A 19,116-nucleotide genomic window follows, 5' to 3' on the forward strand; every position below is an offset into this window, starting at 1 on the left:
CAGCGCGGTCGTCCCAGCCGTCACAAGAGTCGGCTCCGTGCGCACGCGCCGAATCCCGCGAGGGAACCGGGGAACCACCAACTTGGGGTGAATCGCGCGTATTTCGCCGGGCATGGAACGGCGGATATACGCGCGTAGGAGACCTTCCTGCTCCGAACCCGTCAGCTAACCCGGTAGGCGAGAAGGAAGGAAAGGAGCACGCCCACGTGGCGTCAAACCGGCCTGCCCCTGAGGCCCCGTTCGTGCCGAGCCAGCGTGACACCGAGGCTTTCGGCTACGGCAGCCCCCGCACCGACGAGGGCCCTTGGGAGGAGTGGAACCCCACCGCGGAGTCCATTCGCCCGGTACGCGGCCGGCACCGCGTCGCCAAGCAGCGCGGCGGACTCGCCCGCAGCTCCACGGTTCTCGGCGTCGGCGTCATAGCCGCCGTCGGCGCGGGCGGCATGGCCAGCGCGCAGTCCGGCAAGCCGCCGGTCGCGATCACCATGCCCGACCTGCCGCTGATCAACGACTCCGCGGACGAGGCTCCCGAGGCCGACACCACCCCGCTCAGCAACATCGGGGTCACCACCACCGGCACCGAGCAGGGCGCCGACGCCGGTGAGGCGCTGCGCGCCCGCATCATGGCCCAGGCCGAGCAGCAGCAGGACCAGGTCGACACCAAGGCCGCCGAGGCCGCCGCCGCCGCTGCCGAGAAGGCCGCCGCGGAAGCCGCCGCCAAGGCGGAGAAGGAGGCCGAGGCCAAGGCCAAGGCCGCCAAGGAGAAGGCGGAGGAGGAGGCCCGCGAGAAGGCCGAGGCCGAGCGGCTGGCCCAGCTCGCCAAGCAGTTCGCGCTGCCGACTTCCTCGTACACCCTCACCTCCACCTTCGGCCAGGCCGGTTCGCTGTGGTCCTCCGGCTACCACACCGGCCTCGACTTCGCCGCTCCCACAGGTACCCTCCTCAAGGCCGTCCACACCGGCACCATCACCTCGGCGGGCTGGGACGGCTCCTACGGCTACAAGACCGTGCTCACCCTCGAGGACGGCACCGAGATCTGGTACGCGCACCAGTCCTCGATCAGCGTCAGCGTCGGCCAGAAGGTCAACACCGGCGACATCATCGGGCGCGTGGGCGCGACCGGCAACGTGACCGGCGCCCACCTGCACATGGAGGTCCACACCGCGGGGTCCTCCTCCGGCATCGACCCGCTGGCCTGGCTGCGCAGCAAGGGCCTCAACCCCTGACCACCCAGCCCTCAGTGTGATCCCCGGCGGTCCTGACGGCACTTCCCCCCGACGTCAGGGCTGCCGGTTACGCATGTCTACGTGCGGTACGGGTTGTACGCCGGGTACGCGGGACAGGGCTGGTAGGCCGGCTGCGCCGGGTTTCCGTACCCGCCGTGCACCGGCCACGGCGGCGGCACCACCGGCACCGGCGGCGCGGTGACCCGGGCCGCGTGGTCCAGGGCGGGGCGCGCGACCTCCCGGCGCCGCCACAGCTCCCGCAGCAACTCCGCTTCCCGTACGACGAAGTCGGAGCCCGCGCGGCCCCGGCGGCCCCGGTGCCGCAGGAACGCCAGGGAGGTCGCGTACGCCTCGTACTGGGCCACCTCCCGCGCCGCCCGCTTTCCGGCGTGGCGGCGGGCGTGCTGCCGGGCCAGGCGCCGGGCGCGCATCGAGCTCAGCGCGAAGGGCTCGCCGGGGGTGAGCCAGCCGGCGACCGCGTAGACGGGCAGCTCCTCGCGCACGGTGCGCAGCTCGCGCTGGCGGGTCCAGATCACCAGCCACGTCAGCAGCCCGAACGCGGGCACCATGATCGCCGCGTACACCGCGAAGAAGCCGTACGGGCCGAACACCGACGAGCCGTTCCACATCGCGTGCATGCCCATCGCGAGCAGCAGCCCGGACAGCGGCAGCAGCACGCGCCGCCAGCGCTGACGGTCGCCGGAGAGCGCGGCGATACCGAAGCCGATGCCGGTGAGGACGGTGAAGAGGGGGTGCGCGAAGGGAGACATGACGATGCGCACGAAGAAGGTCGCTGCGGTCACGGACGCGATGCCGCTGTCGCCGGTGAGCTGGTCGGTGCCGAACGCGGTGCCCAGGTAGAGGATGTTCTCGGTGAACGCGAAACCGGTGGCGGTGATCCCGGCTATCACCACCCCGTCGACGAGCCCGGTGAAGTCCCGCCGCCGGAAGAGGAAGACGAGCAGGACGGCGGCCGCTTTCGCGGACTCCTCCACGATCGGCGCTATGACGGTGGCCCCGAGGGTGTCCGCGCTGGACGGGTCCGCGGTGGCCGTGGCTATCCATCTGGTCGCGAAGCTGTTGGCGACGATCGCTATGAGTGCGGCGGCGCAGGCGCCCCAGGCGAAGGCGAAGAGCAGATTCCGCCAGGGGCCCGGCTCGACCCGGTCCAGCCAGCGGAAGGCGGCTATGAGCAGCGGCACCGGCAGGACGGCGAGCCCGAGACCGACCAGGAACCCCTGGGTGCCGGTCTGCTCCCGCACGAGGGCGAGGATCACGAGACCGGAGAGGGCGAGCAGGGTGATCAGCGCGCCGTAACGCACCCACTTCCGCTGCCACCAGTGCGCGTGCCGCAGTGCGCCGCCGGGTGGACCGGGGGGGTGCGTCGGGGACGGGGGACAGGTGGCCACGGCATTGACCCTAACGAGGGAGGGGCGCAGCCCGCAGAGGGAGAGCGGTGGGCTCAGGCGCCGGTGGGGGGTTCGTCCGAGTGGGGTACGCGCTGGGCCGCGCGCAGGTCTACGCGCTGCTGTACGCGACGGAAGAGCAGGTCGTTCACGACATGTCCCTTGTCCAGTCCCTGGCCCTCGAAACGGGTCAGCGGCCGGAACTCGGGACGCGGCGCAAAACCGCCGTCGGCCTGCGTGTTCTCGAAGTCCGGATGGGCCGTCAGTACCTCGAGCATCTGTTCGGCGTACGGCTCCCAGTCGGTCGCGCAGTGCAGCAGCCCGCCGGGCCTGAGCCGGGTCGCGGCGAGGCTGAGGAACTCCGGCTGGATCAGCCGCCGCTTGTGGTGCCGCTTCTTGGGCCAGGGGTCCGGGAAGTAGACGCGGAGCCCGTCGAGGGCGTCCGGGGCGAGCATCTCGCGGAGCAGGATGATGGCGTCGCCGTTGCCGACGCGGATGTTGGACAGGCCGTGGTGGTCGGCGAGGTTGAGCAGGTTGCCCTGGCCGGGCGTGTGCACGTCGACGGCGAGCACATTGGTGTCGGGATCCGCGGCGGCCATCTGCGCGGTGGCCTCGCCCATCCCGAACCCGATCTCCAGCACGACCGGTCGGTCGTTGCCGAACATCTCCGGCAGGTCGATGACCCGCTGCCCGTCGATGTCGAGCCCCCACTTGGGCCACAGCCGCTGCAGCGCGTCCGCCTGCCCCGCGGTCACCCGGCTCCGCCGCGGCTGAAAACTCCGGATCCGCCGCTCGAAGTGCGACCCGGCCGGATCGGCCTGCGGCCCGTCCGGGAACCGCGGCTGCCCCTTGGCCCGGGTATGCCGGACAGACACGCCGGGCGTGTGGCCGGGGACGGGCTGGGGGGCTTCGGGGGTGGAGAGGGAGTCAGACACAGTGCTTCGATTCTACGGGTGGCGGTATTTCAGCCCGTCCGGCGTGTGAGGACGAGACCCGTTCAGGGCCGAAAGGGGGGTCTGAGGGCGCAGCCCTCAGGGTTGGGACGGGTAGGGGCGGCGGGGGCGAAAAGCTCAGGCCCGAGCCAGCTCGGCCAACGCCCGCCGAGCCACCTCTCTCCCGATCGGCAGCGATGCCGTGGCCGCCGGGGACGGCGCGTTCAGCACATGCACGGCCCGCGCACCCTCCCGGATCAGGAAGTCGTCCACCAGCGTCCCGTCCCGCAGCACCGCCTGCGCCCGCACTCCCGCCGCCGCGGGCACCAGGTCCTCCGAGGTGACCGCCGGCAACAGCCTCCGCACCGCCGACACGAACGCGGTCTTCGACACCGACCGCCGCAGCTCCCCCGCCCCGTACCGCCAGTGCCGTCGCCCTATCGCCCACGCCCCCGGCCAGCCCAGCGTCGCCCCCAGCTCCCGCGGCCGTACGACCCCCCAGCCGTACCCCTCCCGAGCCAGCGCCGGCACCGCGTTGGGCCCGATGTGCACCTCTCCGTCGATCCCCCGGGTCAGATGCACGCCGAGGAAGGGAAACGCCGGATCCGGCACCGGATACACCAGCCCCCGCACCAGCGAAGGCCGCGCGAGCGTGTAGTACTCCCCCCGGAACGGCACGATCCGCATCCCCGGCTCGTCCCCGGTGAGCCGGGCGATCTCGTCGCAGTACAGCCCGGCACAGTTCACCAGCACCCGGGCCCGGACGACGTCCCCCGAGGACGTCCGCACGGCGACCCCCAGCTCGGGCCGCCGGTCCACCCGTACGACCTGGGCGCCGTACCGGATCTCCGCCCCGGACGCCTCCGCCAGCCGCCGCGCGACCCCCACGAAGTCACAGATCCCGGTGGTCCCGACCTGTATCGCCGCCAGGCCCCGCACCTCGGGCTCGTACTCGGCGATCTGCGCGGCGCCCAGCTCCCGCACCGGAATGCCGTTCTCCCGCCCGCGCTGGACCAGTGCGTGCAGCCGGGGCAGCTCCGCCCGCTCGGTCGCGACGATCAGCTTGCCGGTGACCGCGTGGTCGATGTCGTACTCGGCGCAGAACTTGATCATCTCCGCGGCACCGCGCACCGCGTACCGCGCCTTCAGTGAGCCGGGCCGGTAGTAGATCCCGCTGTGGATCACCCCGCTGTTGCGGCCGGTCTGGTGCCGGGCGGGTCCGGACTCCTTCTCCAGCACGGTGACGCGGGTGCCCGGCGCGGCGCGCGTGATCGCGTACGCCGTGGACAGCCCGACGATCCCGGCGCCGATCACGAGCACATCGCAGTCGTGGACGATCCCCGGCCGCACCCGCACCACCTCCCGTCTCCGATAGTGCACTGCGCCACTGACAATGCCTTCAAACCCGGGGGAAGAGGAGGGGGCCTACGCCGGAGCCATCAGCAGCGGGCGGGCCCGCTCGCGCAGCTCCACCACCCGCGGCTCGTCGCCGTACGGCTCGAGCCGGTGCAGCAGATCCTTCACGTACTCGGTGGTACGCGCCGAGGAGATCCGCCCCGCCACCTCCACCGCCCGCACGCCCTGCTCGCATGCCGCGTCGAGGTTGCCGGACTCCAGCTCGGCGACCGCGGAGACGACGAGCCGCAGCCCGTGCGAGCGCACGAACTCCTCCGTCGGCTTCGACAGCGCCTGCTCCGTGAACCGGCGCACCTGACGCGGCGCCTTCAGATCGCGGTAGCACTCGGCCGCGTCCGCGCAGAAGCGGTCGTAGGAGTAGAAGCCGAGCCAGGACGGGTCCTGGTCGCCGTCCCGCGAGCGCTCCAGCCAGCCCTCCGCCGCCTTGAGCGCGGCGCCGGCGGCCTGCGCGTCCCCTGCGCGCGCGTGCGCGCGCGCCTCGACGAGCCGGAAGAAGCTCATGGTGCGGGCCGTGGCCAGACCGCGGTTGCGCTCCAGGGCCGCCTGCGCGAGGTCGACGCCCTCGTCGCCGAAGCCCCGGTAGGTCGCCTGCAAGGACATCGAGGCCAGGACGTACCCGCCCAGGGGTACGTCCGCCGCCGCGCGGGCGAGCCGCAGCGCCTGGATGTAGTACCGCTGCGCGGCCTCCTGCTGCCCGGTGTCGAAGGCCATCCACCCCGCGAGGCGCGTCAGTTCGGCGCTCGCCCCGAACAGCGCCCGGCCCACCTCGTCGGAGTACGAGCCGAGCAGCAGCGGCGCCGCCTCCACCCGCAAGCATTCGGGCACCATGGACGAACGCCAGTCGCCGCCTCCGTACTTGGAGTCCCAGCGCCTGGCGTCCTCGGCGGCCTCCCGCAGTTTCTGCACGTCGCTGTGGCCGACTTTGGCCGGTGCGCCGGAGCCCTCGGCGGGGTTCACCTCGCGCGCGACCGAACTGTCGGCCGGGGTTATCAGCCATCGCGAGGCGGGCGTTGCGTATGCGCTCACTGCGAACGATCCCGCGAGCGACTGCCAGATGCCGCCGGAGCCGGCACGCCGGCCTGCGAGGTCGAGGCGGTAGAGGTCCGTCGCCGACCGCACCGCCTGTCCGACGTCCCGGGGGAAGGCGAGACCCACCTCGGGTGCGGGATCCGCGTCCGCCAGGCCGATCTCGTGGAGCGGCACCGGGCGGCCGAGCTTCTGGCCGATGGCGGCGGCGATGAGGTGCGGCGCCGCGCCCTGCGGCACCATTCCCTTCGACACCCAGCGCGCCACCGACGTCTTGTCGTAGCGAAGAGTCAACCCGCGTTGAGCGCCAAGGTCGTTGACGCGGCGCGCGAGTCCTGCGTTGCTGATTCCCGCGAGGGCGAGAACGGCGCCGAGCTTTTCGTTCGGCCCGCGTTGCTCCCTGGACATGCGCCACCCCTCGACACAGACGGCTGCCGCGCTGGCATAACCACGCGGCATTCGTAAACCCAGCGTAGTTCGCCGCATCCCAAGCGTTAAGGGGCATTCTTCCGGATGGCGGGATTGTGGTCCGTACTGAAGTGCGGTTCAGGTACGGACGGTTGCGATGTGCTCCCGCTGTGTGGCCGTGCGCCCGTCCGTGCGCTCTTCTCCGGCCATCGGGGGAGCGATTCCATGGATCGTGCGTGGGTCGGCCCGCTGTACTGGATCCAGTGGGCTGGGGGACACCGCCGCCTCCATCCCCGCGGGCGGCGGAACGGTCCGGGGGGCGAGTCCCGCCTCCCGGACTGCGCACACGCCAAGTAGTGCGCAGGGCCTGTACGGAGCGTGGCCAAACCCGTCGTCGTCACGCCGAATTGGCTGAAAATCGACCCCGCCTTTTCCGGGTGATCACCGCTCCCACCACGGAACTTGACGGCGCGAAGGGCGTTTTCGGGGCGTGAACCGGGGGCGCATTCGAGTCGCCCCGGCCGGGCGATCGCCTTGGCCCGTACGGGCGTTGACGCCGCCCGCCCGCCGCGCGGGGGCGCCAATAGGGGCGCATTCAAGGATCTCAAGCGGTGTCGCCGCGTCTCCGGCGCGCGTCCTTCATGGCAGCATGGTGAACCGGTTCGTACGGTGCACTGGTGGTCCACAGCCTGTGGAGGCGTCGATGCGGTGGTTGGTGGGATGGAGCAGCACCGCCGCGGGAGCCGCCGAGATCGGTTCCGCGGGGGCCACCGGGCCCGACGGGGAGACCGTGCACCCGGTCGGCTCCCAACTCCTGTGGGGCGACCCCGATCCGCTGTGGGCGGTCGGCGACTGGCGCCCCGACGAGGTGCGCGTGGTGCAGGCCGACGCCCAGACCCGGATCGCCGTGCTCGGCATCTGCGGGGCGAGCGACGAGCAGCTGCGGGTCGGCCTCTTCGCCGCGCGCGGCGGGGCACTGCGGCATCTGACGGCCTGGCCGGGCAGCTACACGGCCGTCGTCCAGGTCGGCCGCCGCGTCATGGTGTGCGGCGATCTGGCGGGCGCCCGGCCGGTGTTCTACACCGCCTGGGCCGGCGGAACGGCCTACGCGACCGCCGCGCTGCCCCTCGCCGACCTCATCGAGGCCAACCTCGACTTCGGGCATCTGGCGGCCCTGCTCGCCGCCCCGGACGTCCCCGCGGCGCTGGACGACTCCACCCCCTATGACGGTGTACGGCGCATTCCGCCGGGGCACGCGCTGATCCTGCGCGCCGGGGCGCGCGAGATCGCCGGGTACGAGCAGGTCGCCTCCCTCGCGGTGGCGGCACCCGCGGCCGACCCGGACAGCGCGGTAGGCGGTGTGCGCGACGCGCTGGTGGAGGCGGTACGGGCCCGGCTCTCCGCACCCCGGCACGTGCCCGGCGCCGACATCGACCCCGGGCCCGTCCCGGGCATGGGTCCCGCCGAACGCCGTGCCGCGCGCGGGATGCCCGTTCCCGGCATCGGCGCCGACCTCTCCGGCGGCCCGGCCTCCGGCACCCTCGCCCTGCTCGCGGCGGGCCTGCCCGGCATGCCGGGCACGGTGCTGGGACACGGCACGGGCGCGGGGGAGCGGCTGCTGGCGGTCACCTTCAACGACCTCGCCGTGGGCGGGCGGGAGGCCGAGCTGGAGCGGGCGGGCACCCTCGCGTCCAACCCGCGCCTGCACCACGTGGTGGTGACCGGCGGCGAGGAGACACTGCCGTACGCCGATCTGGACGGCCCGCTCACCGACGAACCCGGGTCGTCCCTGGTGACGGCCGCCCGGCACCGGGCACGGCTCGCCGCGGGCAGCGCGGACCACTTCACGGGCTACGGCGCCCGCCAGGTCCTGGACGCCCATCCGGCCCGGCTGACGGACCTGTTGATGGACCGCAAGCGCCGGCACCTGGTGCGTCCCGTCGCCGCGCTCGCCAAGGCGGACGGCTCGGTGATGGTCCCCGCGCGGGTGTACGGCGCGGCCCGCAAGCTGGCGCGCACGCCCTATCGCACCGGGCTCGAGGCGCTCGCCGAGCGCCTGCTGCAGCGGCGGTTCGACGAGCCCGGAGGTGCCGTAGGGGCGTCGCTGGCGGCGCTCACCTGGGCCAGACCGGGCCCGGCGGCCCGCTGGCTGACCGGAGAGGCGCTCGCTGAAGTATCGGTTCGCCTGCAAGGGGCCACCAGCCGCTCCGGGGTCGGCCCGGGACAGCGCCCCGGCGACTACCGCGCGCGTGCCGCCCTCGCGCGCCACGCGGCGGACGTGCGGGTGCTGGAGCAGGCCGCCGAGATCCGCTTCCAGCGCCTGCACGCGCCGTTCCTCGACAACCAGGTGGTCCGCGCCTGCCGCGCCCTCCCCGAGGCCCTGCGCGTCCAGCCCGGCGCGCGTGCGGCGATCCTGCGCACCGTCCTGGAGGGCGCCGGGGTGGCCGACCTGCCCTCCGGCTGGGGCGCGCCCTCCCACGCCCCCGCCGCGGCGGCCGCCCGCACGGGACTGCGGGTCGCGGCCACCGACCTGATCTCCCTGTTCGGTTCGCCGCTGCTCGCCGAGGCCGGCCTGGTCGAGGCCCGCGTGGTCCGCAAGGCGCTGCGCTCCGCCGCCGAGGGCGAACCGCTGCCCCTGGACGGCCTCGCGGACCTGGTCTCCCTGGAACTGTGGCTACGACGGCTGCTCGCCCGCCGGGGCACCTGCTGGACCGGAACCCCGGCACGCGCGCGTGCGGTGCCCGCCGGAATCACCCCTCAGCGCAACGCCCTCGGCGCGGGAGCCACGGCCCGGCGCGCCTAGGGCCGCTCCGCCCCTTCCCGCCTGCCCGGCGACGCCTGGCACGCGCGGGCACCGCGTTGCCGAACCGCCTACGTGACGCGCCACGCACTCGCTCGCCGCGCTGCCGAACCGCCTACGTGACTCCGCGGCACGCGCGGGCGCCGTGTTGCCGCACCGCCTACGTGGCGCGCCACGCACTCGCTCGCCGCGCTGCCGAACCTGCCGCGTGATTCCGCGGCACGCGCGGGCGTTCGTCGCGTTGCCGAACCGCCCACGCGACTCCGCCACGCGCGCGGGCGCTCCGGCGCCTTGCGCTCGCACGCCCCAGACGCGGGGCCCGCCCTTCGGGTGGACGGCGGGAAGGGGCAGACCGCCCCTACGTGCGGCGCGCGTCAGGCGCAGCGGAACTTCGACTCCGCCCAGTCCGCGAGAAGCAGCTTGTCGAACGCGCTGTGCGGTTCCACGACCAGCCGGACGGTCTCGCGCCCGGCGAGGTTCACCGACAGGGGGACCGCGGGGTCACCGCCCTTGACGTACCCGGACTGCCACAGCCGGACCCCGTCCGCGTACACGGAGAACCGCATCTTCCCCAGGCCCAGGTTCATGTCGTCGACGCCGACCATGGCCTGGTACGTCGAGCACTCCCGGTTCAGGTCGATGGTGACCGAGGAGTCGCCGTGCACGGTGACGCCGTGCGCGTACCGGGTGCCGCCGATCGACACGCCCTGCCGCTGCCAGACCCAGTTGCTCTCCCCGATCCGCATCTCCGGCTCGGTGCCGTCGCCGTTGACGTCGTAGCGCAGCTCGCTCCACTGGTACTCGGCCGGCGGGGGCGGAGGAGCCGGGGTCGGCGTCGGAGTGGGGGTGGGTGTCGAGGGCGGGGTCGGCTTCGGGGTGGGCGTGGGGGTCGGGGTCGGCTCCGGCTTCGGCGTGGGGGCCGGGCTCGGTGTGGGGGTGGGGGTGGGCGTCGGGGCAGGATCGGCGGCGAAGACGGGCGGTGCCGGGGCGGGCGTCCTCTTCGGGGGCTCGGGGGTGGGGGCCTCCTCGACGACCGGCGCGGGCGAGGTGACCGGTGGTTTGGCGTCCGGCTTCGGCGCCGGGTCGTCGTCGGCGACCAGTGCCAGGGCCACCGCCGCGGCGGCCACGGCGACCACACCGGCCGCGATTCCGGCCTTCACCGGGGCGCCGAGCCCTTCGGAGGCCGCCGCGCCGCCTCCGGCGCCCGCACCGCCCGAGGAGGAGCCGCCCGCCGCGACGGCGGCCCCCGCGGCACCGGCGGCGCCCGCTCCGGTGCCGCCCGCGATGAGCGCGGCGACCTTGGCGTACCCGGCGGCGCCGAACCAGCCGATGACCGCGACCGGGACGACCGCCGGGATACCGCCGGCGACTTCCTTGATCTGGCCCGCGGCCAGGCGGCACTTGGCGCACTCCTCCAGGTGCTTGCGCAGGCCCCGTTCGGCACGGGTGCGCAGGCTGCCGCGGGCGTAGGCGCCGAGCCGGTCGGCGTAGCGGGCGCACTCCTCGTCGCTGACGAGGGCGGCGCTGACGTGGGCCTGGAGGTAGGCCTGCTTGAGGCCCTCGCGGGCGCGACTGGCGAGCACCCGCGTGCCGTTGGCGTCGAGCCCGAAGAGCGTGGCGACCTCGCTCGGGGACTCGTCCTCGACCTCGGTGTGCCACAGCACGGCCTGCCAGCGCTCCGGCAGCGACCGGAATGCCTGCATGGCCATCGACTGCTCGGCCTCGTGCATCGCGCGCACATCGGCGCCGAGGTCGAGAGTGTCGTCGTCCGACACCTCCGAAACCCGTGCCGCCTGAGCGGCGAACAACGCGAAGTCGTCGACCAGATGCTCCCGCTTAGCGGACTTCGTCCAGGTCGCGGCCACGCGCCGGACGGAGGTGAGCAGATACGCGCGTACGGCGTGCTCGGGGCCCGAACCGCCGCGTACGGCCTGGAGCATGCGGGCGAAGACCTCGGCGGTGAGGTCGTCGGCGGTGTGCGCGTCGCGGCAGCAGGTGCGGGCGTACCGGCGGACCGCGTCGGAGTGCCTGCGGTACAGCTCCTCGTAGGCCGTGTCGTCGCCCGCCCGCATCCGCCCGATCAGATCGGCGTCGGACGGCGTCCGATCCCTCGGCGGCGGCAGGACGCTGTCCTCGCGCCAGTCGCGCTGCGCGGGGACGCTGCCCTCCACGGGCTCCCCGCCCTGTGCCGGGATGCTGGCCACCGGAAACTCGCCGCCCTGCGGCAGGTCCGCGCGTCCGCCCTGGCTCGGTACGTGCGGCGTGGCCGGGCCGTCGCCCTCCGCGTCACCGTCGTCGAGTGACCCGTCCCGCCCGTCAACGCTCATCGCGGAAAGCCCCCGCCGCCAGCCCAACCAGTCCCGAACACCGGGTCAGTGTGCCCTATCGACTTTTCGTCAGCGGCCGGCGATGCGGGCCTTCCACTCGTCCGAGGGGACTTCCTGTTCAGCAGTACTGGCCCTCACCCTTACGGGGAAGGCTCAAATGACGTTTCCGGAAAAGCAGTTGGGGCAATCGCCCGGAATTCCCGGAATGTTCCCCGGGTGTTTCCGAGGCGGGGGCGCACCTGGCGCCCACGCCCCGGCATCACCTTTTCGAGTCACCCGGCGCATTGCCCCGCCGCCGGTCACGAGGGCCGCGAACGCAGCCCCTCCAGGAGGATGTCCAGCAGCCGTGCCGAGGCCGCCGCCTGCTGCGCCGCGTCCGGCAGCGAGGGCGCCGCCGTCGCGATCACCAGCAGCACGTCCGCCACTGACACGTCGGCGCGCAGCTCACCCGCCGCGCGTGCCCGGTCGACGAGCTGCCCCACGACCTCGAGCAGCGCCGAAGCGCCCGCGTCGTCCGCGCCGGCACCGGAGCCCGCCGGAGTCTCCCCCGGCACCAGCCGCAGCTCGCCGGAGCCCGGCTGCGTCCGCTGCTGCGGCACCCGCGCCTCGTCGAACCCGGCGCCGTCCGGGCGCTCCTCCGCGACCCCGACGCGCAGCACCTGCGGCGGCAGCAGCCGCCCGGCGCCGGACGCCACGGAGGTGCGCAGGAAGCGCGAGAGGGCCGACCACGGCTCGTCCTCCTGCCCGAGCGCCGCCCGGGCCTGGTCGGTCAGCCGGGAGGTCTCCTCCTCGGCTATCCGGCGCACCAGGACGTCCTTGCTCGGGAAGCGGCGGTACACCGTCCCGACACCGACCCGCGCGCGCCGCGCCACGTCCTCCATCGGCGCGCCGTAGCCCAGCTCGCCGAAGACCTCGCGCGCCGCGCGCAGGACGTGCTCCAGATTGCGCTGTGCGTCTACCCGCAGCGGAGTCGTGCGGGAACTGTCCCCGCGTCCGTTCCCCGCCGCGTTCATGGTTCCGCCCATCGTTCCGCCCATCGCTCCGCCACTCGTTGTGATGGCGGACGTGGACGACCAATGAGAGTCCTGAACATGCATAAGCGTTCCCCCGGTAATGACGTCTCCCCCCGGAGACTCTCCCCGCCATAGATAGCCGGAGCGCGGTGGAACTGCCCGGACTCGAGCCCGCCCGTCGCGAACCCGTTGAGCCCGACGAGCGCATCCCCCTACACCCCGTCGACACACGAACATAGTTGAGAGGGAGTCAATTCAGAAGGGGCACGTTCCGCACGGAGCGCCCCCCGATCGGCGTACGGGTCGTATACGTCCCGATTGCACACCCTCCGACCCCCCGGCGCACACCCGTTGACCTGCGAGCCTTCCCCGCACTCCGGTAATTCGGCCAACCCGGTGGCCCGAAGGCGCGCGGTCACACAAATCGCCGAGGCTGTGGACAAACTCAAGCGCTGGGTGCGTCATGGGATGGTGAAGGAACGTGCGCGCATTCTCGTTGTCGGCGGCGGCTACGTCGGGATGTACACGGCCCTGCGACTCCAGCGGAAGTTGAAACCGGAAATCAAACGCGGAGAAGTCGAGGTCACCGTCGTCACACCGGACCCGTACATGACCTATCAGCCGTTTCTTCCCGAGGCGGCGGCCGGTTCGATCTCCCCGCGCCACGTCGTCGTACCGCTGCGCCGCCTCCTCGACCGCTGCCGGGTCGTCATCGGCGAGGTCCGGTCCATCGACCACACCAAGCGCACCGCGACCCTCACCACCCTCGCCACCGCGGAGGAGGGCACCGGCAGCGAGCGCCTCTCCTACGACGAACTCGTCCTCGCCCCCGGCTCGGTCTCCCGCACGCTCCCCGTCCCCGGACTCGCCGAGCACGGCATCGGGTTCAAGACGGTCGAAGAGGCCATCGGACTGCGCAACCACGTCATCGAGCAGATGGACATCGCCTCCTCCACCCGCGACCCCGCGATCCGCGACGCGGCCCTCACATTCGTCTTCGTCGGCGGCGGCTACGCCGGAGTCGAGGCGCTCGCCGAACTCGAGGACATGGCCCGCTACGCCGCCCGCCACTACCACAACGTCCGCCCCGAGGACATGAAATGGATCCTCGTCGAGGCCTCCGACCGCATCCTCCCCGAGGTCGGCGAGGAGCTGGGCCGCTACACGGTCACCGAACTGCGCCGCCGCAACATCGACGTACGCCTGAACACCCGGCTGGAATCCTGCGCCGACCGGGTCGCCGTGCTCAGTGACGGCGCCCGCTTCCCGACCCGTACGGTCGTGTGGACGGCCGGCGTCAAACCCCACCCCCTCGTCGCCGCGACCGATCTGCCGCTCACCGAGCGGGGCCGGCTGAAATGCACCGCCGAGCTGACCATCGACGGCGCCCCGCACGCGTGGGCGGCCGGAGACGCGGCCGCCGTCCCCGACGTCACGGCCGGCGAGCCCGGCAGGGAGACCGCCCCCAACGCCCAGCACGCGGTGCGCCAGGCCAGGGTCCTGGGCGACAACATCGCGCGCTCCCTGCGCGGGGAGCCGCTTCAGACGTACTCCCACAAGTACGCGGGCTCGGTCGCCTCACTCGGACTGCACAAAGGCGTCGCCCACGTCTACGGGCGCAAGCTGAAGGGCTACCCAGCCTGGTTCATGCACCGCGTCTACCACCTGAGCCGGGTGCCCACCTTCAATCGCAAGGCGCGCGTCCTGGCCGAATGGACGCTGTCGGGGCTCTTCAAGAGGGAGATCGTGTCGCTCGGTTCGCTCGAACATCCCCGAGCGGAGTTCGAACTCGCGGCCGGTGGAAAGCCTCCTGTCGACACGGACGACGACCCGAAGGGGTCGTCCTGACCGGACCCAGGAACTCCACCGACCGGGCGGGCGTCTGACGAATGTCGGCCCGGTCCGCCACACTGCCACACTGACCCCCGACGCTGGACGCCCTCGGACGGGCGACTCTCCGCCCCGGCCGGGTCCGGAGCTGGCCGAAGACGACGACACGAGGCAAGGATTCGTGAACTTCACGCGCTGGAGCGCCCGGCTCCCCGGAACGCAGCGCCGCGCCGCAGCGCGGACCGACCACACGGTCACCCCCGAGCGGCGCGGGGACAGCGGCGGCTCCGTCCCCGCGGCCAGAGCCGAGCAGCTCACCGACGCACCCCTGCCCGCCCTGGACGAACTGCCCGTACGCGAAGTCCTCGACCGCGTACCGGCCCTCGTCGCCCTGGTCCACGGCACCGACCACCGCCTCGCCTACGTCAACGACGCCTACGCCGGCGCCTTCGGCGTCCGCCCGCTCGGCGAACCGGCCCGCGAAGCCCTGCCGGAACTGGACGAACTGGGCCTGCTCCCGCTGTTCGACCAGGTCCTGCGCAGCGGCAAGCCCCGTACGGTCAAGTCCCGCAAGGCCCCCGACGGCCGCTCCTACACCTTCACCTGCACCCCGGTCGCCGAAGGCGAGGGCGGCGGCAGTGGTGGCGGCGGCGTCCTCGTATTCGCCACCGACGTCACCGACCACGCCGAGGCCGCCGAGCGGCTGCGCGCCAGCGAGCGCCGCCAGCGCGAAACCGCGGTGACGCTCCAGCGCTCCCTGCTCCCCCAGGAACTCGAACAGCCGGACGACCTGCGCATCGCGGCCACCTACCAGCCGGGCGGCACGGAGGCCGCGGTCGGCGGCGACTGGTACGACGTCATCACCCTCGGCGGCGGCCGTACGGCACTGGTGATCGGCGACGTGATGGGCCGGGGCGTGCGGGCGGCGGCCGTGATGGGCCAGCTCCGCACGGCGGTCCGCGCGTACGCCCGGCTGGACCTCCCGCCGCACGAGGTGCTGCAGCTCCTGGACGGCCTCGCCACCGAGATCGACGCCAACCAGATCGCGACCTGCGTCTACGCCGTCCACGACCCGAACGAGGGGCGGCTGGTGTACGCCTCCGCCGGGCACCTGCCCATCCTCGTCCGCGACGAGAGCGGCACGGTCCTGCGCGCCGACGAGCCGACCGGGCCGCCGCTCGGCACCGGCGGCTGGATGCACGCCTCCGGCTCGATCCCGCTGAGCCCCGGCTCGACGGCGGTCCTCTACACGGACGGCCTGGTGGAGCGCCGGAACGAGGACCTGGATGAGGGCATCGCGGCCCTGGAGCGCGCCCTGGCCGGCGCGACGGGCAGCCCGCAGGTCGTCTGCGACCGCCTGGTCCGCTCGGCGGGCGTCACGGCGGACCACGACGACGACGTGGCGGTCCTGGTCCTCCAGCACCCCGCGCGCACGGGCCCGGACGGCGAACTGTTCCGCAACGCGGCGCTGGAACTCCTGGGCGGAGTGGAAGCGGCGCCACGCGCGCGTGCCTTCGCCTCCGGTGTCCTGACGAGCTGGCGCTTCCCCGCGGACCTGCACGACCTGGGCGTCCTCGCGGCGAGCGAGCTGGTGGCCAACAGCCTCCAGCATGGCACCCCGCCCATGCGCCTGCGTCTGCGCCGCACGGACCGCCGCCTCATCGTCGAGGTCACCGACGGCGACGACCACCTGCCCCGTCGCCGCCGCGCCGACCCGGCCGACGAGTCGGGCCGGGGCATCGCCATCGTCGCGACCATCGCCTCGTCCTGGGGCGCCCGCAAGACACCGGGCGGCGGCAAGGCGGTGTGGTGCGAGTTCGCGCTGCCGCGCGCTCAGGCGTGAGCGGGGGCGGTCTCCGGCGACGGAGTGCCGCCCGCCACCACCCGGCTCCTCGCCAGCGCCGGGTGGTCCTGCTCGAGCGTCAACCGGCGGCCCAGACGTAGCGCCAGGTACGTGATGCCCAGCGAGAACAGCAGAAACGTCACGATGTACGGCGCGTGCAGCGCGGCACCCATCGGGCCGCCGACCGCCGGGCCGACCGCCAGCGCGAGCTGCTTCACCAGGGCGAAGGCCGAGTTGTACTGACCCGCCATCCCCGTGGGAGCGAGGTCCGCCACCAGCGGGGCGACCGTCGGCGACAGCATCGCCTCGCCCAGCCCGAACAGCGCGTACGTCGACACGAAGGCCGCCGTCGCCATCTCCTGGCTGCCGTGCCCGAGCCCGGCGTACCCCGCCGCGAGCCATGCCACGGCCCAGATCAGCCCGACCGCCGCGATCACCCGGGACCGGCGCCGCCGCTCCACGAACTTCAGCACGGCGAACTGTGCCACGACGATCATCGCGGTGTTGGCCGCGAGAGCGGTTCCGAGGGCGGACGTGGAGATCCCGGCCGCCTCGACCCCGTAAGCGCTCAGGCCCGACTCGAACTGGCCGTAGCAGGCGAAGAACAGCACGAAGCCCAGCACACACAGCTGCACCATGGCCCGGTTCTGCAGCAGCTGCTTCCAGCTCCCCTTCGCCGACCGCCCGGGCGCGTCCCCGATGCGCGGCGAGTGCGGCGTCCGCACGGTCGCCATCACCACGACCAGCAGCAGGAACATCGCCGCCTCGATCGCGAACAGCAGCGTGAAGGAGGAGACCCGGGTCGTGTCGACCAGGTGGCCTCCGATGAGGCCACCCACACCCAGACCGAGGTTCTGCAGGAAGAACTGCGTCGCGAACGCCCGCGACCGCGTCTCCGCCGTCGAGCAGTCCACGATCATCGTCGCCAGCGCCGGCTGCATCACGGCCTGCCCGGCCCCCAGCGCGGCCGACGACAGCAGTACGGCTGTGGCGTTCCCGGCGAGGCCGAGGCTCAGCGCGCCGAGCGCGGCGGTGACCAGGGCGGCGAGCAGCACCGGAAGCGGGCCGCGCCGGACGATGGCCCGCCCGGCGAACGGCAGCACGACGAGCGCGGCCACGGCGAACACGGCGAGCACGAGACCCGCCGTCACCGCACCCAGCCCACGCACCTGCGCCACATAGACGTACAGGTACGGGACGGTGAAACCGAGCCCGAACGCGCTGAGTGCGTTGCCCACGTGGATCCGGCGCATCGCTGCGCCCATCGCCCTGGTCACGTTCACCTCTCTCAAGTGGTCCGGCCTGAAGTGGTGAGGCCTCAAGTAGTTAGCTCCGAAGACTTCAAAGCTAAAGTTCGAAGCTAAAGAGTACACATGGAAGGACTTCAACGCCAACTACCGCCGTGCGATACTGCGACGCATGGGCGATACCTCCGGCGTCAACGGCGAGCCGACACTCGAAGAGCAGATCGCCGCCTACCAGCGCGAGTTCCAGGACCTCGACCCCCAGGTCGAGAAGATCGTCTCGGCGCTCTCCCGGCTGAACCGCCGGATGAACGTCGCCTACGGCCGCCAGACCGCCACCCTCGGCATCAGCAACACCGAGTGGGAGGTCCTCAAGGCCCTCGTACTATCCGGCGCCCCTTACCGGCTGGGCCCCAGCGACCTCGCCAAGCGCCTCGGCCTCACCCCGGCCGCCATGACCCACCGGATCGACCGCATGGTCACCGAGGGCCTGGTCACCCGGGAGCGCGACGAGTCCAACCGGGTCCGCGTCATCGTGGAGCTCACGACCGAGGGCCGCGAGAAGTGGATGGAGGCGATGCGCCTCGCCTCGGGCTTCGAGGAGGACCTGCTCCAGGACCTCTCCGCCGAGGAGCGCACCGCCCTGGGCGAAGTCCTCACCCGGCTCCTGCGCAGGGTGGAGCACGCCCAGCCCGACGCGGGCGGCCGGCTCACCGACCTCGATTAAAGATTTTGACAGGCGTCGCTTGACACCCCCCTGTCCGATCCGTAGAGTTCTTCGGGTTGCCGCCGAGCCGTAACGGTTCTCCGGCAGCACCTCCGCCGCAGCAGCGGCAACACAAACCACCAGCACGATCTCCCAGCGGGGTTGAATTCGGCGTGCCTGAATTCAATTCGAATGGGGTTCGGCAGCCCGATTAGGAACTGCCGAGCGGATCCGCTAAGGTTTGAAACGTCGGAACGGCCCAACGGCCGCGAGGACAAGCCCGGTTGACTGGGCGTCAGACGCCGAAAGGATCTGATAGAGTCAACATCGCCGGAAAGGGAAACGCGAAAGCGAGAACCTGGAAAGCACCGAGGAAATCGGATCGGAAAGATCTGATAGAGTCGGAAACGCAAGAACGAAGGGAAGCCCGGAGGAAAGCCCGAGAGGGTGAGTACAAAGGAAGCGACCGTTCCTTGAGAACTCAACAGCGTGCCAAAAATCAACGCCAGATATGTTGATACCCCGTCTCTCCCGCTCGGGAGGACGAGGTTCCTTTGAAAAAACACAGCGAGGACGCTGTGAACGGTCGGATCATTCCTCCGACTGTTCCGCTCTCGTGGTGTCGTCCCGATTACGGGAAAACATTCACGGAGAGTTTGATCCTGGCTCAGGACGAACGCTGGCGGCGTGCTTAACACATGCAAGTCGAACGATGAACCACTTCGGTGGGGATTAGTGGCGAACGGGTGAGTAACACGTGGGCAATCTGCCCTTCACTCTGGGACAAGCCCTGGAAACGGGGTCTAATACCGGATATCACTCCTGCAGGCATCTGTGGGGGTCGAAAGCTCCGGCGGTGAAGGATGAGCCCGCGGCCTATCAGCTTGTTGGTGAGGTAATGGCTCACCAAGGCGACGACGGGTAGCCGGCCTGAGAGGG

At 72.2% G+C, this 19,116-nt stretch carries 12 protein-coding genes, 1 rRNA gene and 1 riboswitch; of the genes, 6 read left to right on the forward strand and 7 right to left on the reverse strand.

What is annotated here, in order from left to right:
• The first annotated feature begins 36 nt into the window (after positions 1-36).
• Positions 37-195, forward strand: a riboswitch (cyclic di-AMP (ydaO/yuaA leader).
• A gap of 11 nt (positions 196-206) precedes the next feature.
• Positions 207-1,226 (forward strand): M23 family metallopeptidase, encoded by a 1,020-nt coding sequence (locus tag AC068Z_RS12270; RefSeq protein ID WP_478554519.1) that lies wholly within the window; start codon positions 207-209, stop codon positions 1,224-1,226.
• A 77-nt stretch (positions 1,227-1,303) separates the two neighbouring features.
• On the opposite strand, the gene AC068Z_RS12275 is transcribed toward AC068Z_RS12270, so the two are convergent.
• From AC068Z_RS12275 to AC068Z_RS12290, 4 genes are all read right to left on the reverse strand, one after another.
• A complete protein-coding gene (locus AC068Z_RS12275; protein WP_478554520.1) occupies positions 1,304-2,635 on the reverse strand; it encodes a PrsW family intramembrane metalloprotease in 1,332 nt (443 codons plus the stop codon).
• A gap of 53 nt (positions 2,636-2,688) precedes the next feature.
• A complete protein-coding gene (gene trmB / locus AC068Z_RS12280) occupies positions 2,689-3,567 on the reverse strand; it encodes a tRNA (guanosine(46)-N7)-methyltransferase TrmB (RefSeq protein WP_478554521.1) in 879 nt (292 codons plus the stop codon).
• A gap of 135 nt (positions 3,568-3,702) precedes the next feature.
• Positions 3,703-4,923, reverse strand: a complete 1,221-nt coding sequence (gene lhgO, locus AC068Z_RS12285) for an L-2-hydroxyglutarate oxidase (protein WP_478554551.1) — start codon at positions 4,921-4,923, stop codon at positions 3,703-3,705.
• A 66-nt stretch (positions 4,924-4,989) separates the two neighbouring features.
• Positions 4,990-6,414, reverse strand: a complete 1,425-nt coding sequence (locus tag AC068Z_RS12290; protein WP_451717737.1) for an NsdA family TPR-like regulatory protein — start codon at positions 6,412-6,414, stop codon at positions 4,990-4,992.
• A gap of 703 nt (positions 6,415-7,117) precedes the next feature.
• On the opposite strand from AC068Z_RS12290, the gene AC068Z_RS12295 reads away from it, so the two are divergent.
• Positions 7,118-9,217, forward strand: coding sequence for an asparagine synthase-related protein (locus tag AC068Z_RS12295; RefSeq protein WP_478554522.1), 2,100 nt, complete (start codon positions 7,118-7,120; stop codon positions 9,215-9,217).
• Between the two features lie 371 nt (positions 9,218-9,588).
• On the opposite strand, the gene AC068Z_RS12300 is transcribed toward AC068Z_RS12295, so the two are convergent.
• A complete protein-coding gene (locus AC068Z_RS12300) occupies positions 9,589-11,541 on the reverse strand; it encodes a sigma-70 family RNA polymerase sigma factor (RefSeq protein ID WP_478554523.1) in 1,953 nt (650 codons plus the stop codon).
• A 299-nt stretch (positions 11,542-11,840) separates the two neighbouring features.
• A complete protein-coding gene (locus tag AC068Z_RS12305) occupies positions 11,841-12,638 on the reverse strand; it encodes a TetR/AcrR family transcriptional regulator (protein WP_478554524.1) in 798 nt (265 codons plus the stop codon).
• A gap of 384 nt (positions 12,639-13,022) precedes the next feature.
• Here AC068Z_RS12305 and AC068Z_RS12310 point away from each other — a divergent pair, with 384 nt between their 5' ends.
• Both AC068Z_RS12310 and AC068Z_RS12315 read left to right on the forward strand, forming a co-directional pair.
• Positions 13,023-14,402 carry an NAD(P)/FAD-dependent oxidoreductase gene (locus AC068Z_RS12310; protein WP_478554525.1) on the forward strand — a complete coding sequence of 460 codons (1,380 nt, stop codon included), beginning with the start codon at positions 13,023-13,025 and terminating at the stop codon, positions 14,400-14,402.
• Between the two features lie 163 nt (positions 14,403-14,565).
• Positions 14,566-16,227: an ATP-binding SpoIIE family protein phosphatase gene (locus tag AC068Z_RS12315; protein ID WP_478554526.1), complete on the forward strand. Its 1,662-nt coding sequence runs from the start codon at positions 14,566-14,568 to the stop codon at positions 16,225-16,227.
• Here AC068Z_RS12315 and AC068Z_RS12320 read toward each other — a convergent pair.
• Complete coding sequence (locus AC068Z_RS12320; RefSeq protein WP_478554552.1) at positions 16,218-17,492, reverse strand: MFS transporter; 1,275 nt, start codon at positions 17,490-17,492, stop codon at positions 16,218-16,220. The two genes, AC068Z_RS12315 and AC068Z_RS12320, sit on opposite strands and share 10 nt — an antisense overlap.
• Before the next feature lie 154 nt (positions 17,493-17,646).
• Between AC068Z_RS12320 and AC068Z_RS12325 the strand changes: the two genes are divergently transcribed.
• Both AC068Z_RS12325 and AC068Z_RS12330 read left to right on the forward strand, forming a co-directional pair.
• On the forward strand, positions 17,647-18,198 hold the full coding sequence (locus AC068Z_RS12325; RefSeq protein ID WP_478554527.1) for a MarR family winged helix-turn-helix transcriptional regulator: 552 nt from the start codon (positions 17,647-17,649) through the stop codon (positions 18,196-18,198).
• Positions 18,199-18,821: 623 nt separating this feature from the next.
• Positions 18,822-19,116, forward strand: a 16S ribosomal RNA gene (locus tag AC068Z_RS12330); the annotation flags it as partial.

Source organism: Streptomyces sp. NPDC043726, from assembly GCF_056436565.1.

What these genes read in the sequence shown, in the direction of transcription:
- AC068Z_RS12320 (WP_478554552.1), bottom strand. Translation starts at nt 17,492, where the DNA reads ATGGGCGCAGCGATGCGCCGGATCCACGTGGGCAACGCACTCAGCGCG.
- AC068Z_RS12325 (WP_478554527.1), top strand. Translation starts at nt 17,647, where the DNA reads ATGGGCGATACCTCCGGCGTCAACGGCGAGCCGACACTCGAAGAGCAG.
- AC068Z_RS12295 (WP_478554522.1), top strand. Translation starts at nt 7,118, where the DNA reads ATGCGGTGGTTGGTGGGATGGAGCAGCACCGCCGCGGGAGCCGCCGAG.
- AC068Z_RS12305 (WP_478554524.1), bottom strand. Translation starts at nt 12,638, where the DNA reads ATGCATGTTCAGGACTCTCATTGGTCGTCCACGTCCGCCATCACAACG.
- AC068Z_RS12310 (WP_478554525.1), top strand. Translation starts at nt 13,023, where the DNA reads ATGGTGAAGGAACGTGCGCGCATTCTCGTTGTCGGCGGCGGCTACGTC.
- AC068Z_RS12300 (WP_478554523.1), bottom strand. Translation starts at nt 11,541, where the DNA reads ATGAGCGTTGACGGGCGGGACGGGTCACTCGACGACGGTGACGCGGAG.
- AC068Z_RS12290 (WP_451717737.1), bottom strand. Translation starts at nt 6,414, where the DNA reads ATGTCCAGGGAGCAACGCGGGCCGAACGAAAAGCTCGGCGCCGTTCTC.